The organism is Bradyrhizobium sp. JYMT SZCCT0180, from assembly GCF_018130165.1.
Lineage (GTDB): Bacteria > Pseudomonadota > Alphaproteobacteria > Rhizobiales > Xanthobacteraceae > Bradyrhizobium.
Genome location: NZ_JAFCLZ010000006.1, coordinates 230523 through 247713, shown reverse-complemented (window position 1 = coordinate 247713; position 17191 = coordinate 230523). Strand labels below are relative to the sequence as shown.

Sequence of the window (17191 nt, the reverse complement as noted above, 5' to 3'; positions counted from 1 at the left end):
CGACCGATACAAATGCCGTCATCACCCGCGCATGCGGGTGATCCAGTATTCCAGAGACGTTAGCGATTGAATCGAGAGGCCGCGGCGTACTGGATCACCCGCATGCGCGGGTGATGACACCGAGCCAGGGTCAACGCCGGCGCTTACGCCGCCGCTGAAACCACGACCCTGTTGCGGCCGTCGTGCTTGGCGCGATACAGCGCCGTGTCGGCGCGCTTCAGCACGTCGGCGACCGGCTCACCCTTGCGCTCCAGCGTCGACAGCCCGATCGAGACCGTGACCTCGATACGCTTGGTGCCCTTGGCGATGGCGAAAGTCTCGCTCACGATCGAACGGCGCAGCCGCTCCGCCACCATGCCTGCGACATGCAGGTCGGTTTCCGGCATCACGATGACGAACTCCTCGCCGCCATAGCGGCAGGCGAGATCGATGCCGCGGATCGACTTGCGGATGCGCACCGCGAATTCGCGCAGCACGTCGTCGCCGCCGTCATGGCCGTAATTGTCGTTGATGGCCTTGAAGAAATCGATGTCGAGGATCATCAGCGCCAGCGGCTTGCCGCGGCTCGAGGCCTGCTCGGCAAGCGTGGCCAGATGGCTCTCCATGTAGCGGCGGTTGTGCAGGCCGGTCAGCGCGTCGGTGATCGCCATTTCGATCGAGTTCTGCACGTTGTCGCGCAGATGATCCGTATAGCGGCGCCGGCGGATCTGGGTGCGCGCGCGCGCCAAAAGTTCGTTCTTGTCGACCGGGCGCAGCAGATAGTCGTTGACGCCGATCTCGAGCCCGCGGAGCAGCCGCGCATTGTTGTCGGCGTCGGAGATCGCCAGTATCGGCACCTGACGGGTCCGCTCCAGCGAGCGCGCCTGGCTGCACAGCCGCAAGCCGTCGTAGTTTTCTAGGCTGAGCGAGACGATCAGCAGATCGTAATTGCCTTCGGCGGCATGAAACAGCGCTTCGGCCGGATTGGCCTCGACATCGACGGTATGCTCGGCGGAAAGCAGCGGCGCCAGCCGCTCGTAGGATGACGGGCGGTCGTCGACCAGGAGGATGCGCCCGCCAATGCCTTTGTCGGCCACGGCGGTGCGCTCGGGTGCTTCCATGCCGATTTCGAGCGAGGTGATGGCGCGCATGCGCAGCTCATCGGTCATCATCTTCAGCCGCGTCAGCGAACGGACGCGCGCGATCAGCACCACGTCGGACACCGGCTTGGTCAGGAAATCGTCGGCGCCGGCCTCAAGCCCGCGCACGCGGTCGGCCGGGCTGTCGAGCGCGGTGACGATAACGACCGGAATGAAATGCGTGGCCGGGTTGGACTTCAGCCGGCGACAGACCTCAAAGCCGTCCATGTCGGGCATCATGACGTCGAGCAGGATGATGTCGCATTCTGCGCGCGAACAGACATCCAGCGCCTCGGCGCCGTTGGTGGCGGTCAGCACATCGAAATACTCGGCCGACAGACGGGCTTCCAACAGCTTGACGTTGGCGGGAACATCATCGACGACCAGGATACGCGCAGACATCGAAACTCACTCCCACTACCCAATAAAACGCCGTACTGTCTCAATAAATTTGCCGACCGAAATTGGTTTGGACAGATACGCTTCGCAGCCGCCTTCGCGGATGCGTTCCTCGTCGCCCTTCATGGCGAATGCCGTCACCGCAACGACCGGTATCGCGCGCAGTTCCGGATCGTCCTTGATCCAGCGCGTCACCTCGAGACCCGACACCTGCGGCAGCTGAATATCCATCAGGATCAGATCGGGGCGCAGCTTGCGAACGAGATCCAGTGCCTCGAAGCCATTGCTGGTGCCGGAGGTCTGATAGCCATGCGCTTCCAACAGGTCGCGAAAGAGCTTCATGTTGAGCTCGTTGTCCTCCACGATCAGGACGGTTTTGGCCATCCCGTCCCTCCCTTGTCCCAAGAACTGGTTTCCAGAACAGGCCCGGCCTTTGGGTGCTTCCGCACCGCCTTTCCGGGCTTGTAGAAAAGTGAAATCAAACTAGCGCCAGATTCGCTCTAACCCGTTAAATCCGAGTCCTGTTTTTCTACTAACAAGTGCCATCTTTTCGCGAAGCGGTTTCCACTTGCTTGAACACATTCCGCAGACTCGGGCATGATGGCCGTCAAACTAGAGACCATAAGTTAACGGAAAGGCAAACCCATCTGTTGAAAAAGCCTGTTCACAACCCCCGGGAAGTAGCTGAAATCGTTGCGGTTCAGGCGCTGTCCTTCATTGCGTCCGATCCGGAGCGGCTGGGCCTGTTTCTGGTCGAGAGCGGTTTAGGCCCGGAGACGCTCCGGACCGCCGCCGCCGACCCTCAATTTCTGGCCAGCGTGCTGGATTTCGTGCTGCGCGATGACGCAACCGTGAAGGCGTTTGCGGCCGCTTCCGAGCTCCATCCTACCAACATCTCCGCCGCCCGTCAGGTGCTGGGCGACCCGCATTGGGAGCGCGACGTGCCGTGAGCGCCCTGGCGCAGGCAGGCGATGGTCCGCGCTGTTTTTGCCGGGATTGTCTCGGCGACCTCGATATCAAAGCCAGGCGGTGCAGCGAGTGCGGCTCCCCTCGCCTGGTTCGCCACCCTTCGTTGCCGGCGCTGGCGATGGCGCATATCGATTGTGACGCGTTCTACGCGACGGTGGAAAAGCGCGACAACCCGGAACTTGCCGACAAGCCGGTCATCATCGGCGGCGGCAAGCGCGGCGTGGTCTCGGCCGCCTGCTACATCTCGCGGACGTTTGGCGTGCGCTCGGCGATGCCGATGTTCAAGGCGCTGGCGCTCTGTCCCGCGGCGATCGTGATTCGGCCGGACATGGCCAAATATGTCCGGGTCGGCCGCGAGGTGCGCCACGCCATGCAGACGCTGACGCCGCTGGTCGAGCCGCTGTCGATCGACGAGGCGTTTCTCGACCTTTCCGGCACCCAGCGCGTCCACAGCATGATTCCCGCAAAAGTGCTGGCGCGCTTCGCCCGTGACGTCGAGCGCGACATCGGCATCACCGTCTCCGTCGGCCTGTCCTGCAACAAGTTCCTCGCCAAGATCGCCTCCGATCTCGACAAGCCGCGCGGCTTTGCCGCCCTCGACCAGGCCGAAGCCCGCGAGATGCTGGCCGACAGGCCGGTCGGCTTCATCTATGGCGTCGGCCCCGCGACCCAGGAAAAGCTGCTGCAGCGCGGTTTTCGCACCATCGCGGATCTGCAGCGCGCCGACGAGGTCGATCTGATGAAGCAGTTCGCCAGCGAAGGCCGCAGGCTGTGGCGGCTGGCGCGCGGCATCGACGACCGCCTGGTGGTGCCCGATCGCGGCGCCAAGACCATTTCGAACGAGACCACCTTCGATAACGACATCCGCGACTTCGCGACGCTGGAGCGAACGCTGTGGCGGCTGTCGGAGAAGGTGTCATCGCGCCTCAAAAGCAGCAACCTTTCCGGATTGACCATCACGCTGAAATTGAAGACCGCCGATTTCAGGCAGCGCACCCGCTCGCAGTCGATCCAGGCGCCGACGCAACTGGCGGCGAAGATCTTTGCGGTGTCCCGTGAATTGCTGGCGAAGGAGATCGACGGCACCGCCTTTCGCCTGATGGGCACCGGCGTCAGCGCGCTGCGCGCAGGCTCGCAGGCCGACGACACAGACATGCTGGACCGCCGCTCGGCCCACGCCGAACGCGCCATGGATGATTTGCGCAAGAAGTTCGGCAACGCCGCTGTGATCAGGGGCATCGCGTATGGGGGGCCGGCGAAGGATGACGAGGAAGAAGACGAATGACGGAAGTGCCGTAGGGTGGGCAAAGCGCAGCGTGCCCACCAAGCATGTCCAAGCAAGGATGGCGGGCACGGCGCAAGCGCGCCGTTGCCCACCCTACGAAGCTATTTGCAGGGTTTCGAATCCCTGACGTCAAACTTCCCCATCGCGCCTGAAATGACAAAGTCATTGTAATCCAGCATCAGCGCGCGGGAGACGCCGTTCTCGAACAGTTCGAACGACATCGCATAGACGGGCGTCTGTTCGCCGTCCTTGGCCTTGGCGTCGCGGTCGTAATAGCTCACCGTGACCGGCCAGCGCGTCAGCGATTTCATCTGGTCGTTCGCGGTGGAGGGATCGGGCGAAGCGATGGTCTTGGTGCCGGGAATCGGCTGCCCGATCACCGACAGCGTGTTGTAGACCTTCTCGCCATTATCAGAGCCGTCATAGACCATCAGTTCCAGCACCGACTTGCCTTCGCGGGCAGCCGCAATGATGAGCTGGATCTGCTCGGTCGGGAACACGATCTTGCCTTCGAGGTTGAACGTCTTCGCCACCGGCTGCTTCAGCTTGACCGTGATGTGATCGCCGGTCCGCTCGGCGACGCCGTCGACCGGGGCGGATGCCGTATCGTTCATCCGCGTGTCGATCTTGAAGCGGTAGCTCTTGCCCGCGGCATCCTCCCAGGAGGTCGAGCGCAAATCGCTGAGCGTCAGCTTGCCCTCGCCGCTGTCGAGCTCCGACACCTGCCTGAATTCCGACGTGTAGCCCTCGCAGGCGCTGCCGGAGAAATTGTAGAGGATGCGCCCGCGCGCACCGTTGATGGCGTTGGAGCCGCGCGACTTGACCAGGTTGAGTTCGTAGAGCGCCTGATGGGCAAGGAATGGCCCGCTTGCGGCTGACAGCGCTGGCCCGGCCTGGAAAACCGATCCTGTTGCAACGGCTGCGATTGTCAGCACCCAAGCACGAGGCGGAATCCGGAACGGTCGAGCCATGTGTTCTCCTTGTGAAGCGGAAGATTCGATACATTACTGTCGGCTCTATTGCGTCGCAACTAGGGCGGCGTCACGAAATCGCAGGAATTTGACGCCGGAATGCCACGTTTTCCGGCCTGTTTCTCGGAATTGCCGCCGCTTGCAGTGTCCGCCTCCAATCCGCCCTCGCTTGCAACCTCGAACGTGATGCGCGAAACAATGCGGACCTGAAAAGGTTCAGGTGTTGGTCAATTCAAACGGGGACGAAACATGGCGGGCACGGTCGAACAGAAGCTGGCGGCACAAGGCATCACCTTGCCCGAGCCCCGCGCCGCCATGGCGAACTATGTCGGCTTCGTCCGCACCGGAAACCTGCTATTCGTCTCCGGCCAGGTGTGCGCCGATGCCGAAGGCAAGCTGATCGCCAAGGGCAAGCTCGGCGCCGGCGTCACCACCGAACAGGGCTATGCCGCTGCGCAGGGTTGCGCGGTCAATCTGCTGGCGCAGATCAAGGCCGCGCTCGGGGATCTCGACAAGGTGGTGCGCGTGGTCCGGCTCGGCGGCTTCGTCAACTCGGCTCCGGATTATTTCGACGGGCCGAAGGTGCTGAACGGCGCGTCCGACCTGATGGTCACCGCCTTCGGCGACAAGGGCCGCCATGCCCGCACCACCGTCGGCGTCTCTTCCCTTCCCTCCGACGCGGCGGTCGAAGTCGACGGCGTGTTCGAGGTATCCTGAAAAGGAAGCGCGCGATGCGCGCGCCTAATTGGTTGACGGCACGGCCGGTCGCCCATCGCGGCCTCCATGACGCTGCGCGCGGCATCCTCGAGAACATGCCGGGCGCGGTTCAGGCGGCGATCGCGGGAAACTTCTCCATCGAGGTCGATATCCAGCTCTCCGCCGATGGCGAGGCGATGGTGCATCACGACAATGCGCTCGGCCGCCTCACCGAGGGCTCGGGCGCATTGCTCGGCAAGACCGCCGCCGAACTGAAAGCGGTCAAATTCAAGAACACGCCGGAGCGGATGATGACGCTCAGCGACCTCTGCACGCTGGTCGCCGGCCGCGTGCCGCTGGTGATCGAGGTCAAAAGCCATTTCGACGGCGACCGCAGGCTGGTGACGCGGATGGCCGAGGTGCTCGCGACCTACTCCGGCCCCGCGGTCGGCATGTCGTTCGACCCGGACCAGGTGCTGGCGTTGCGCGAGCTGATCCCCTCGCGCGCGCGCGGCATCGTTGCCGAGCGCGAATATACCGAGGACGAATGGCCGGAAGCCTCAGTGGCACAGCGCCGGGGCATGACGCATCTGCGCCACGCCTTCCGCACCCGGCCGCATTTCGTCGCCTATTGGGTCAACGAACTGCCGGCGGCTGCACCCTGGATCGCCCGCAATATCTTCGGCCTGCCGCTGCTGACCTGGACCGTGCGCACGCCGGACCAGCGCGCCCGCGCCATCAGCTACGCCGACCAGATGATCTTTGAGGGATTTGTTCCCTGACGTCTTGGGCCCTAAGGTTTCCCGCCGGGAACCTGATCCGCACGGCATGGCCTTGAAGTCGCGGGCGCAATGCAACATCTTTGCCTGACTTGATCTTTGCCTGACTTGGTCACCATCGCGATGGCTGATCGCAAGGGACCGGCTGCGAATTCTCGATGGCGTCATCCGAAATCACCCTCGAAGCCGTCCCCTCAGCCAGCGATATCCCGGCTGCGGAATGGGACGCCTGCGCCAATCCGAAGGGCGATCCGAACAGCCTCGAAAACCTCGATACGCTGGCTTCACCCGGCACGTCAGGCGATTCGTCCGTCGACTCAGAACTTGCCTATAACCCGTTCATTTCACACGCCTTTTTTTCCGCCGCCGAAGCCTCCGGCTCGGCCTGCGCCCGCACGGGGTGGGGTCCGCGGCATCTCCTCGCCCGGCTCGATGGCAAGATCGCCGGCATCGTGCCCTGCTATCTGAAATCGCATTCGCAGGGCGAGTACGTTTTCGACCGCGGTTGGGCCGACGCCTATGAGCGCGCCGGTGGCCGCTATTACCCTAAGCTGCAGGCCTCGGTGCCGTTTACACCCGCCACCGGCCCGCGCCTGCTGATCCGCGGCGACGTCGACCACGAGCGGATCGGCACCGCGCTCTCGCAAGGTCTGATGGCGCTGTGCAACGCCACCAACGCCTCCTCGGTTCACGTGACGTTTGCCCGCGAGGCGGAAGCGAAGTTTTTGGGCGCCCAGGGATTCCTGCAGCGCACCGACCAGCAGTTCCACTGGCACAATGACGGCTACAAGACCTTTGACGACTTTTTGGGATCGCTGAACTCCCGCCACCGCAAGGCGATCAAGCGCGAGCGGCGCGAGGCCGTGTCCGCCGGCATCACCATCCACCGCCTGACCGGAGCAGACATCACCGAGGAAGCCTGGGACGCCTTCTTTGCGTTCTACATGGAGACCGGCTCGCGCAAATGGGGCCGGCCGTATCTGACGCGAAAATTCTTCTCGCTGATCGGCGAGAGCATGAGCCGCGACGTCATGCTGGTGATGGCGCGGCGCAATGGCCGCTGGATCGCCGGCGCCATCAATTTCATCGGCGGAGACACCCTGTTCGGCCGCAACTGGGGCGCGGTCGAGCATCATCCGTTCCTGCATTTTGAGGTCTGCTATTATCAGGCCATCGACTTTGCGATCGAGCGCGGCCTGAAAACGGTGGAAGCCGGCGCGCAGGGCGAGCACAAGCTGGCGCGCGGATATCTGCCGCAGACGACCTATTCGGCGCATTACATCGCCGATCCCGACCTGCGCCGGGCGATATCAGACTATTTGAAGCGCGAACGCGCTTACGTCGCCGAGGTCGGGCGGGAACTCACCGAGGCCGGGCCGTTCCGCAAGGCCGCCGACGAGGCTTGACCTTGATAATACCGACCTGAGAATGAGACGAAACCGAGGGAGCCGCCATGTCCGCCACCTATGACACGAACAACATCTTCGCAAAGATCCTGCGCGGCGAGTTTCCCTGCCACAAGGTCTATGAGGACGAGCATGTGTTCGCCTTCCTCGACATCATGCCGCGTTCGCCCGGCCATACGCTGGTGGTCCCGAAGGCCCCTGCCCGCAACATCCTCGACATCACGCCCGACGACTACGCCCATGTCGCCCGCGGCGCCCACAAGATCGCCGCTGCCGCGATGAAGGCGTTCCACGCCGACGGCATCACCATCCAACAATTCAACGAACCCGCCGGCGGACAAGTCGTCTTCCATTTGCACATGCACGTGCTGCCGCGCCACGAGGGCGTCGCCATGCTGCCGCCCGCCAGCCGCAAGGAAGACGTGAAGGTGCTGGAGGACAACGCGACCAAGCTGATCGCGGCGCTGAAGGGGTAGTTACCCCGTCATTGCGAGCGAAGCGAAGCAATCCATCCTTCGGCATGCGCGGTGACAATGGATTGCTTCGCTGCGCTCGCAATGACGAAAGAAATCACTCCGTCTCGAAATCGCCCGGCTGCGGCGGCGCCAGCGGCGTGAACTCGCAGCGGTCCGGCTTGAGGTCGATCAGCGGCGTCTCGTCGAGGCAGTCAAGGCCGCGCACCAGCACGACGTTGCCCTCGACGCCGACCAGCTTGACGATGGACGTGCCGATCGGATTGGGCCGCACCGGCGAGCGCAGCGAGAATGTCCCGCGCGTATTGCCGTTGTTTTTCGGGCTTTGCAGCACGAAGTCGCGGCGCGACAGATGCAGCCAATAGAGCACTTCGAGGTTGGAGTAGAAATCGACGCCCTTGAGCGCGGGCACCCAGGGCTCGAAGATCTCCAGCCGGCACACCGGGCCGTCATGACGGCCCTGCCGCGGGCTTTCCAGCCGCGACTTCCAGGGCGTGCGGATGCGGCCGATGAACACCAAACCAGCATCCCTGGCCGGCGGCATGTCGACGGTGATTTCGCCTTCGCGGACTTCGCTTTCCCGAACCATAATTAATCCAGTGAGATGTTGAGCGCCTTGATCACGCCCGCCCAGCGCGCGCGATCGGTTGCGATGAACTGGTCGATCTCAGCCTGGCTGCGCGGCCGCAGCGGCGGAAAACCGACCTTCTCCAGCGAGGCGCGGAACGTATCATCGGCCAGCGCCTTGTCGAGGCTTGCGGTGATTTTTCGCGCGATATCGTCAGGCAGTTTTGACGACGCGGAAACGCCGTACCAGACGCTGACGCCGTACTCCGGATAGCCGCTCTCGGCCATCGTCGGCACATCGGGCAAATCTGAGATACGTTGTGCGGAGCTGACCGCAAGCGCGCGCAGCAACCCGCCCTTCACCGGCGGCAGCGCGGTGCCGAGCGTGTCGAACATCAGCTGGATATTGCCCGATATCAGATCGGTCAGCGCCGGCCCTGCGCCCTTATAGGCGACATGAACCATGTCGACGCCGGCCATCTGCTTGAACATCTCGCCGGCGAGATGAATGGTGCCGCCGGTGCCGGCCGATCCGAAATTGAGCTTGCCGGGGTTTTGTTTGGCGTAAGCCACGAACTCCGCCACCGTCTTGGCGGGCACGGAAGGATGAACCTCCATGACCACAGGCAGATCGGTGATCAGCGCCAGCATCCGGAAATCCCGCTGCGGATCATAGGGCAGCTTCTTGTACAGCATCGGGTTGAGCACGAAGATCGATGCCGCCGTGAAGAACAGCGTGTAGCCGTCGGGCTCGGCCCGCGCCGCGGCCTCGGCGCCGATCGCACCCTGCGCGCCGGCCTTGTTCTCGATCACCACCGGCTGCTTCAGGTCGCGGCCGAGATATTCGCCGACCATGCGGCCGAGCACGTCGGTCGGGCCGCCCGCTGCATAAGGCACGATCAGCTTGATCGGTCGCGTGGGATATTCGGCCGCCTGCCCTTGCGGCGCGGCCAGAACGATGCCGCAAACCAAGACCGCCACTGCGCGCCAATTCATGTCGTTTCCCTACATTTTTCGCGTTGCCGGACACTACCGGATTATGCGGCGGCTGCAATCAACCGAGCCACCATTTTCCCGCCACCATTGCAACCTCGCCCGAAACGACGCCGGCGAAGATCGAGCGCCGCGTCAGCATGAACACCGCAAAGCCCGCGGCGACCGCGCCGTAACGCAGCCAGTCCGGCACGCTCGCCAGCGCGCCCGGTGGCTGCACCAGGATCTGCGCGATGACGCCGGCGAGGATCGCGGTCGCCACCGCCCTCACCCAGATCAGCGCTTCCGAGCCCTCGTCGACGCCGCCGCCGAGCCAGAGCCCGAGCATGCGCCAGACCTCGTTGGGCAGGAAACCCGCGATGACAAGCACCAGCAGCGCGTGGGGGTCACCAAAAAAACTACTGAGCGAGTTTGCGAGCCAATCGCTCATGCGCGCGCCCGCCACCAGTGCGCGCCGTAGGCGATCGTGCCGGCCGATATGCCAGAGATCAGGATGTCGACGCCGGTCTGCAGCGTCGCGACAAGTGGATACAGCGCGAGCCCAAGCACCAACGCCAGCACGTCCGAAATCTGCCGGCAGTTGCGCGCGGTGGAAAGCAGGAACGCCAGCGGCGTCAGCATCAGGATCGCTGCCGCAAACAGCACCGGCAGGTTGGCAGCCAGGCCGTACCCGACCGTGGTCGCGACCAGACAGACGAAGAGAAGTCCGCAGCCGAGCCCATGCGTGAACGCGATGCGCCGCTCGCGTGGCACCAGCGGCAACAGCCGGTGGCATTCGACCCACAGCGTGACGGCAATGAAATGCGCCGCGAGCACGAGATGACGACGCTTGGTGCCTGCTGTCCGCATGGTCGGCAGCACCGACACCACCATCGGAAACAGCCTGATGGCACTGACGGCGACCGCGATCGCGGCCTGCACCACCGTTGCCCCGGAGCCCAGCGTCGTAATCAGGATGATCTGCGCCGGGCCCGCCCAGACCAGAACCGTGCTGCCGAGCACCCACCCCAGGCTGAAATGGCTGTCATGCGCCAGCGCACCGATGCCGACATAGGTCGCAAACAGCACCAGCGTCAAAACCGTCGTTGCAACCGAGCGCATACCCAATGCGAAGGTGCGCAACGGGCTTTGCCATGTCACAGAGTCGAGCGGAGGGAGCGCCACGTATCGCCGGCCGGGGGTGAATCCTGGCAGGCATAACGGCGGTGAAACAAGGCGGCGTCAAGCGAGGCCGCCTCAGGGCTGGCATGCAGCCGCCCGTCCGTGGCCCTACGACGCCGCCATCAGCCTGACGGCGTCATCGTAATTGCCCAGCACGCGCTCCTCGAGATCGGTATCGCAATATTCGACCACCTCGGCGATCTTGTCGCCGCGAAATTTGAACACGAAGCAGTATTCGTTGTTGTAGCGCTGGCCGCTCTTGGTCTGTACGTCGCCGCGCACTTCGGCCACGACGTAATCGCCCTCGGCGACCAGATTGATGGCCTGCGCCCGATACTCGGTCGCGAACAGCGCAAACAGCGGCTTCAGCAGCTTGGTACGAACCTCTTCCTGACCAGAAAAGCGTTTCGACCAGCTGCTGTGGCCCGGAAAGCGCCAGACATAGTCGGGGTGCACGGACGCGCCGAACACGCTGCGATCGCCGGTCTCCAGCGCCTGATAGATGCGCCGGATAGTGTCCTTGTTCTCGATGGTTCCCATCTGAATTCTCCGTTGCGGGGTGCAACTGACATGCCCGAGATGGGGTCTATTCGTCCAATCGATCGATCGTATAGTCGCCATTCACCCAGTGAATTTTAGCCGCTGCTAGACCGCGCCTTCGAGCTTCGGCGCAGCAACACCAGACAGGAATGACGCCAGATACATCTTGCCGAGAATGTGCCGGGTCCCGACCGCACCGCGCGTGAGCCGTCCTTCGTCGATCGCAAGGCGGAACTGCTCGGGAGTTGGGACGGAAAGATCGGTGTCGTCCTTCGCCCATGACGCCGCGGCCGACGCGCTGAACATGACGCCTGCATAAAAAAGGCAGGTGAGCGCGCGGACCGACGCCAGCCGGGCACGAAGCGCCGCGTCAGGCGCGCGGCCGAACCAGGCCTTCAGCAGCACATCCTCCAATTCCCGAGAACGCGCGAACTGATTGAGCACGATCGCCGCATCGACGAGGGGATCGTTGCAGCAGGCTGACTCCCAATCGATCAGCCAGAGCCGTTCGCCATCGAACAGGATGTTGTTCGGGGTGGGATCGTTGTGGCTGGAGACCAGCCTTGACGCGCCTGCGTCGTAGGCTTCCCGGAGCAGTTCGAGACGCTCCACATGCGCATCAAGCATGCCGGCGGCAAACAGACCGGTCCCCCGCACATGTGCAAACAGGCGCGCGACGATGTCGCCATAGTTGACGTAATAGGGAAAGGTCGAGGTGGCCTGCAGCCGCGAGAACAGCTCTCCCAGCGCCTGCGCCAGTGCGGGCGGCCCGCCCGGATAGGTTTTCAGCGGTTGGTGCTCGATGAAGTCGATCACCACGACGCGGGCCGCCTCGTCGAGATAACGGATGGCAGGGGCAATCCCCGCCTCGGTCGCGATGCGCATCGAGACATATTGGTGCGGATTGCGCAGCGGGCTTGGCTCGCCCTCGATCCGCAACAAATAGCGCCGTTGGCCTACTTCGACACGATAGACCGATGCCGTCGTCGCCCCGCCTGTCATCGCCGTGATCGCGCCGACCGGAGCGGAGCCAAAAGCGGCGGCGAGCGCCGAGCGCGCGGTCTCGCGATGGGTTATCGAGAACACGTCGAAACCGTCTTTGCTCATGGTCACCCCGGCACGCCCCTGTTTCGCAGCACAAAGCACGCCCCGCCGGCGCGGCGGATGCGGTTGCACAGATCATCGGCCGCAGGCCGCGTGTCCGCGCCAATCCGCACCTGGTAGAAGGCACGCGTACCGCGGCTGCGCATCACCGAACTGAGCAGGCTCGGATCCTGGTCGCCGATCACGGCACTCAGCCGTTTCATCGCGCGCGCATACATGGCCAGCGCCTTGTCACGGTTGAAGCCAGCAGCGAGCTGCACACCCCACAATTTCGCGGCAGAGAGCGTGATGCGCTGTTCGAGGCCCGTCACGAAGGGATTGGGCGCGCGCTTGAGCAAGGCCATCAGTTCGCGGCAACTGGAGGCTGGTGCGGCTTCCGGCATCTTGCCGTTCCGTCCCGCGGTCGCCCACTCCTCGACCGTCGAGCCGGTGATGGCAACGACATAGTTGCGGGTTTCCTGCGGCATGTATCCGGTGCCGGCGAGCCATTCCTGCACCCGCCGCGGGCCGGCATTATACGCCGCCGCAGCTAAGCCGAGATTGCCGAACTGGTCGCGCAACTCGCTGAGGAACTCGGCGGATTTCGGCAATGCCTGCACGGGATCGAAGGGATCGAGCAGCCGCCGCTCGTTCGCGGTTCCCGGCATGAACTGCGCGATGCCCTGCGCGCGCTGCCCGCTCCTGGTCACCGGCCCCACCGCATCGGATTGAAACCGGCTCTCCTGCCAGATCACGCGCGCAAAGAACTCCAGCGGCAGGTTTGCCGCCCTCGCCGCCGATTCCACCATCAGGCACAGCGCCTCGCGCGTATCGCTCTCGCGCGCGGTCTCCTTGGGCTTCTCTGGAGCTGTCGCGTCTGGCGGCGTCGCGTCTGGCTGTTTTACGGGTTCCTCGACGCCTGGCCGCGCCGCATCGGTCGGCGCGGATGTTGTGTCTTCGGCGGCAGCCTGCCCCAGGCACGCCAGCGTCGCCAACATGCACAATCCAGTGCGAAGCCTTCGACCTGTTCCCACCGTACTACGACCCCGACAATTGAGGAACTTAGCCCAAATATTTCAAGCAGTTTCAGTGATTCGTGGAAAAATCCGATCAACTGCAATTCGCGCGAGCAAATTGACGCGTGCGTTCCACCCTTGCGGAAGACTGGTCAAATCTGGCCTGCCACCGTTGACGACGAACCACTCGTCCGCCCGACGATCACGGCCTCGCGCGCGCGCCGGGAATACGAGCCGAAATTGCCGACCGCGAGGCAATTGGCCCCGAAATCAGTCAATCCCGAAAGCCAACCACAACCAATCGCTGACGGCGACAGGCATGATGGCATTCTTCGAGCGTCCCCTGAATACGTCGATCGACGCTCCGCACGGAATTTGCCTTTTGTGGGAACCCGAATTGATCTGGCTGCACGTCGTATCGGGGCGCGGCGATCCGGCTTGATCCGGGTGTCCTGCTGCTTTCCAAGCCTTACCGGCGCTCGGATCTCGCAACGCTGATCTGGACGGCGCTGGCAGGTCCGGTTGCCGTGGCGGTGCGATAGGTTGTCTCGAAATGCTTGAACGAGCCGTTCGTCATCGCGGGATCGTCTGCCCGACTGATGCACAGCGACCCGTGTTTCGCGCACCAGGGCGCGTAGGCCCCCTTCAATCTGGATTCGATTGCGGCGCCTTCAGCGAACGATGGTCCATTGACGGCACCAGCAAGCACAAACCCAATCGATAGCAATCTGGATATTGAGACGCGTCCAACCATATTCTTACCCCTAGAGTGAGCCGCTGATCTTCTCGAAGCAGGAATTCAGGCCCATGCAAGCTTGCATGGCCTTTCTGAGATCCTCCGACGACTGACCGTCGAGCGGGGTTTCCGGAAAGCCGTTCTGACGCAGAAAGACTTGCGCCCGCAGGAACGAGCGGCGACCGCCCGCCGCCAAGGCACTGACCGCTTCCGCCGCCGCATCGTCGAACCGCTTCAGCCGAACGGAGACGAATGCCCGCTGCATTCGAAACTTCGCAAGCTCGTCGCCCCCGATCGCGTATTTCGGCGGGCCGCCGCTGATCGGTCCCAGAAGCGTGTCGTAGTCAGCCAGCGCCGCGCTGTCGTCGCCAAGGATTTCGTTTGCGATAGCCCGGGCGCTCACCAGATCGTATCGTCCCGGATCCTGTTTGAGCGCTTCGGTCAAGTCGGCCACCGCCTGCCACGCGTTACCCGCTCTGATGTTGGCGTTGCCGCGGAGCGCGAGCAGATTGGGATCGCGACTGTCCTCCGCGAGCAGGACATCCAGATCGGCGATCGCATCCCCAGCCCGTCCCGCGTTGATCAACAGTTGCGCCCGCGATCTTCGGGAATAGCGATGCTCGGGATGCGCCGAAACGATCTTGTCGAACGCGCGCAACGCTTGTGTTTCGCTCGTAAGCAGCAAACGCGTCGCGTTGGACGCCTGAATGTTCGCATCGTCAGGCCGTTGCTGCAGCGCGATTGTGAATTCGCGGTCGGCGCGGGCGTTGTTCCCCGCCGACATCGCCAGGCGCGCGACGAGATGACGAATATCGACGTCGTCAGGGGTAAGCTTCAGCGCTTCATCGGCCTCAACGAACGCGTTCTGCCTGTCTGCCATGTCAATGTAGAACCGGGCACGGCTGAGGCGCGCGGCCGCCTGCTGCGCGATATCGCCGCCCGCGGCGAGCTCCGGCAATTTGCACGGCTGGCCCCCGTTATATTTGGCGAGCAAGCAAGGACTATTGCGCGGCTCAATGAACCCCGCCTCTGGCTCCTGAGAACCGGCCGCCCATACCGGCGCAAACCCGCATGCCCCGGCCATGACGATGGCTATGTAGCATCCGATCGACCTAAGCTGCCTCATTAGCCGCACCTTTCGTCCAACATGCAGGCGCGAGCCGCGTCCATGATCGCCGGGCGCGGATCTGCATCCGGCGCAATGGCCGCGAGATAGCCGAGCCTCCTCAACATGCCGAGTTTCTGAAACATGAAACCGCGGTCCATCCGGAAGGCCGTGATCCCCTCCCCTGCCGCCTCCTCGCTTCGTCCGAGTTTTCGCAGTGCCATCGCGTAGGACCAGCGCATGCCCCCGTTCTCGGGATATTGCTTGAGAGCAAGGGCGAATTCCGTGGCGGCCGCGTCGTACTGCTCACGGATAACAAGAAGGTGCCCCCGCTGCTCGTGGCTCACCCAATAATCAGGATCGAGTGCAAGCGCTTTATCAAGATCGGCCTGAACGGCATCCAAGGGTGGCGGTGGCATCCCTGGAAAAAAACCAATCTGCGACAGCCTGAATTCGGCACGCCGGGAGTATGTGATCGGATCGGGATCAAGCTCGGCCGCCATATTATAAGCCTGCCAAGCCTCGTTTGTCCGTCCAAGCTTCCTTAGCATTTCGGCCCGCTTTATCGCTGTTGCGATGCGGTGGGTGGTCGACTTCAAATAGGATTCCGCCGCCCGCGGTTTGGTAATCAGATCTGCGGGCAGCCGGAGGATAACGTCAGCGTCCTCAATCGCTTCGTGAAATCGACGATTTTTTTCCAGCATGATCAAGCGACCGAACCACATTGCCGGGTTGTTCGGGTCCAACCGTATCGCCTCATCGTGAGCCGCCTTCGCCTCAGCAAATCTGTCCGGACCGGCCATTGTAAGCGCGGCACCCGTCAGAAAATAAGCATCGGGGTAGCCGGGCTTGAGCTTCAACGCCTGAGTGGCCTGTTTGAGCGCGAGATCAAGCGCAGGTTGAAGCCCCGGATCGAAATAAGATCCTCCTCCACGAAGCAGTTCGTCATACGCTGTCCATCCGCGCCGCAAATGCAGTTCGGCATCATCCGGTGCGATCCGCAGACCCGTCTCATAGTCCGCGATGGCATCGGGATAGCGGTCCAAACGCTGCATGGCACGGCCGCGGATCTTCAGGGCAGCGACCCGGGAGGCCGTCGTGGTCTCGTCCGCATTCAGTACCGACGTGCAGGCCTCGGCAGCCCGGGCCGCGTTGGCCTGCAGGAGTTCCAGCGAACATTGGTCAGCCGCGAGCGACGGACCTGAGGCTAGCTGTACGACGAGCACCCAGAGTGCGATACCACCGCGCCGAAACATACCAACCTCCCGTCGTTGAACGGAAGCAGAGGTACAGCTTGAGGTGATAAAATAAGGCCAAGGAGATATTCCGGATTTTATCCAATTCGCGTTTCGGGCGGATTAGCCTGCTTCAGAGGCGACTTTTGTCCGGGCGATCTGCTCAGGGCTCCGCACGGCCCTGAATCGCCGCCATCGCGCCGATGTTGGTTTACGTTAACGGCGCTTTTTGGCGGCCAAAGCCTTTCGCGGCCGATAAAGCGGCGTAAAAGTCTTCCTTTGATCGGGAGATATCGATGCAGGACCGACGCGAGAACGCGCGCGACAAGGTGATTTACGGCGGCGTCGCGGAAATCGGCGAGAACGGCGCGAGCCGTGAATGCATCGTCCGCAACATCTCCGACAAGGGCGCCAGCGTCGAATTCAGTAGCACCATGGACCTTCCGAAGGAACAGATCTCGCTTCGCATCGCACGGAAAGGCCGCTCCTTCCTCGCCAAGGTGGTGTGGTGGCGCGATAATTTCGTCGGTCTTGCCTTTAGCGGCGAAACTCCCGCCCCGCCGGTTTCCGATCTGGAGGAGCGGTTGCGCAAGAGCGAAATCAAGAAGCGGCAGCTTCAGCGCCGCATCAACGAACTGCTCGGCGAACGCTGACCCGTC

At 63.2% G+C, this 17191-nt stretch carries 19 protein-coding genes; 7 read left to right on the top strand and 12 right to left on the bottom strand.

All coding sequences use genetic code 11. The features are described from left to right. Positions 1 to 143: 143 nt before the first annotated feature. Entirely contained in the window at positions 144 to 1520 is a 1377-nt protein-coding gene (locus tag JQ641_RS11245) for a PleD family two-component system response regulator (protein WP_211996018.1), read from the bottom strand. Positions 1521 to 1535: 15 nt separating this feature from the next. Further along, positions 1536 to 1901 carry a response regulator gene (locus JQ641_RS11240; protein ID WP_027538546.1) on the bottom strand — a complete coding sequence of 122 codons (366 nt, stop codon included), beginning with the start codon at positions 1899 to 1901 and terminating at the stop codon, positions 1536 to 1538. Positions 1902 to 2167: 266 nt separating this feature from the next. On the opposite strand from JQ641_RS11240, the gene JQ641_RS11235 reads away from it, so the two are divergent. Further along, positions 2168 to 2467, top strand: a complete 300-nt coding sequence (locus JQ641_RS11235; protein WP_211996128.1) for a DUF3572 domain-containing protein — start codon at positions 2168 to 2170, stop codon at positions 2465 to 2467. After that, a complete protein-coding gene (locus tag JQ641_RS11230) occupies positions 2446 to 3771 on the top strand; it encodes a DNA polymerase IV (protein ID WP_249150339.1) in 1326 nt (441 codons plus the stop codon). Before JQ641_RS11235 ends, JQ641_RS11230 begins: the two co-directional genes overlap by 22 nt. Before the next feature lie 101 nt (positions 3772 to 3872). Here JQ641_RS11230 and JQ641_RS11225 read toward each other — a convergent pair whose 3' ends face one another. Then, positions 3873 to 4742, bottom strand: coding sequence for a cell envelope integrity EipB family protein (locus JQ641_RS11225; RefSeq protein WP_211996016.1), 870 nt, complete (start codon positions 4740 to 4742; stop codon positions 3873 to 3875). Positions 4743 to 4991: 249 nt separating this feature from the next. Between JQ641_RS11225 and JQ641_RS11220 the strand changes: the two genes are divergently transcribed. From JQ641_RS11220 to JQ641_RS11205, 4 genes are all read left to right on the top strand, one after another. Further along, positions 4992 to 5459, top strand: coding sequence for a RidA family protein (locus JQ641_RS11220; protein ID WP_192733716.1), 468 nt, complete (start codon positions 4992 to 4994; stop codon positions 5457 to 5459). 14 nt (positions 5460 to 5473) lie between these two features. Continuing rightward, positions 5474 to 6220, top strand: coding sequence for a glycerophosphodiester phosphodiesterase (locus tag JQ641_RS11215; protein WP_211996015.1), 747 nt, complete (start codon positions 5474 to 5476; stop codon positions 6218 to 6220). A gap of 155 nt (positions 6221 to 6375) precedes the next feature. Then, positions 6376 to 7623, top strand: coding sequence for a GNAT family N-acetyltransferase (locus tag JQ641_RS11210; protein ID WP_211996014.1), 1248 nt, complete (start codon positions 6376 to 6378; stop codon positions 7621 to 7623). A 47-nt stretch (positions 7624 to 7670) separates the two neighbouring features. After that, positions 7671 to 8099, top strand: a complete 429-nt coding sequence (locus JQ641_RS11205; protein ID WP_211996013.1) for an HIT family protein — start codon at positions 7671 to 7673, stop codon at positions 8097 to 8099. A gap of 94 nt (positions 8100 to 8193) precedes the next feature. Here JQ641_RS11205 and tsaA read toward each other — a convergent pair whose 3' ends face one another. The 9 genes from tsaA to JQ641_RS11160 all read right to left on the bottom strand — a co-directional run bounded on the left by tsaA (position 8194) and on the right by JQ641_RS11160 (position 16553). Continuing rightward, on the bottom strand, positions 8194 to 8685 hold the full coding sequence (gene tsaA / locus JQ641_RS11200; protein WP_211996012.1) for a tRNA (N6-threonylcarbamoyladenosine(37)-N6)-methyltransferase TrmO: 492 nt from the start codon (positions 8683 to 8685) through the stop codon (positions 8194 to 8196). 2 nt (positions 8686 to 8687) lie between these two features. After that, on the bottom strand, positions 8688 to 9659 hold the full coding sequence (locus tag JQ641_RS11195; protein WP_211996011.1) for a Bug family tripartite tricarboxylate transporter substrate binding protein: 972 nt from the start codon (positions 9657 to 9659) through the stop codon (positions 8688 to 8690). A 58-nt stretch (positions 9660 to 9717) separates the two neighbouring features. After that, positions 9718 to 10086, bottom strand: a complete 369-nt coding sequence (locus JQ641_RS11190) for an AzlD domain-containing protein (protein WP_211996010.1) — start codon at positions 10084 to 10086, stop codon at positions 9718 to 9720. Next, complete coding sequence (locus JQ641_RS11185) at positions 10083 to 10820, bottom strand: AzlC family ABC transporter permease (protein WP_349628534.1); 738 nt, start codon at positions 10818 to 10820, stop codon at positions 10083 to 10085. The genes JQ641_RS11190 and JQ641_RS11185 overlap by 4 nt, the downstream gene beginning before the upstream one ends. Before the next feature lie 105 nt (positions 10821 to 10925). Then, complete coding sequence (locus tag JQ641_RS11180) at positions 10926 to 11357, bottom strand: nuclear transport factor 2 family protein (protein WP_211996008.1); 432 nt, start codon at positions 11355 to 11357, stop codon at positions 10926 to 10928. Positions 11358 to 11462: 105 nt separating this feature from the next. Continuing rightward, on the bottom strand, positions 11463 to 12464 hold the full coding sequence (locus JQ641_RS11175; RefSeq protein ID WP_211996007.1) for a phosphotransferase: 1002 nt from the start codon (positions 12462 to 12464) through the stop codon (positions 11463 to 11465). A 2-nt stretch (positions 12465 to 12466) separates the two neighbouring features. Then, positions 12467 to 13438, bottom strand: a complete 972-nt coding sequence (locus JQ641_RS11170; protein ID WP_211996006.1) for a lytic transglycosylase domain-containing protein — start codon at positions 13436 to 13438, stop codon at positions 12467 to 12469. A 782-nt stretch (positions 13439 to 14220) separates the two neighbouring features. Continuing rightward, entirely contained in the window at positions 14221 to 15150 is a 930-nt protein-coding gene (locus JQ641_RS11165; protein WP_211996005.1) for a tetratricopeptide repeat protein, read from the bottom strand. A 167-nt stretch (positions 15151 to 15317) separates the two neighbouring features. Then, complete coding sequence (locus JQ641_RS11160; RefSeq protein ID WP_211996004.1) at positions 15318 to 16553, bottom strand: tetratricopeptide repeat protein; 1236 nt, start codon at positions 16551 to 16553, stop codon at positions 15318 to 15320. 275 nt (positions 16554 to 16828) lie between these two features. Between JQ641_RS11160 and JQ641_RS11155 the strand changes: the two genes are divergently transcribed. Continuing rightward, complete coding sequence (locus JQ641_RS11155) at positions 16829 to 17185, top strand: PilZ domain-containing protein (protein WP_211996003.1); 357 nt, start codon at positions 16829 to 16831, stop codon at positions 17183 to 17185. Positions 17186 to 17191: the final 6 nt, after the last annotated feature.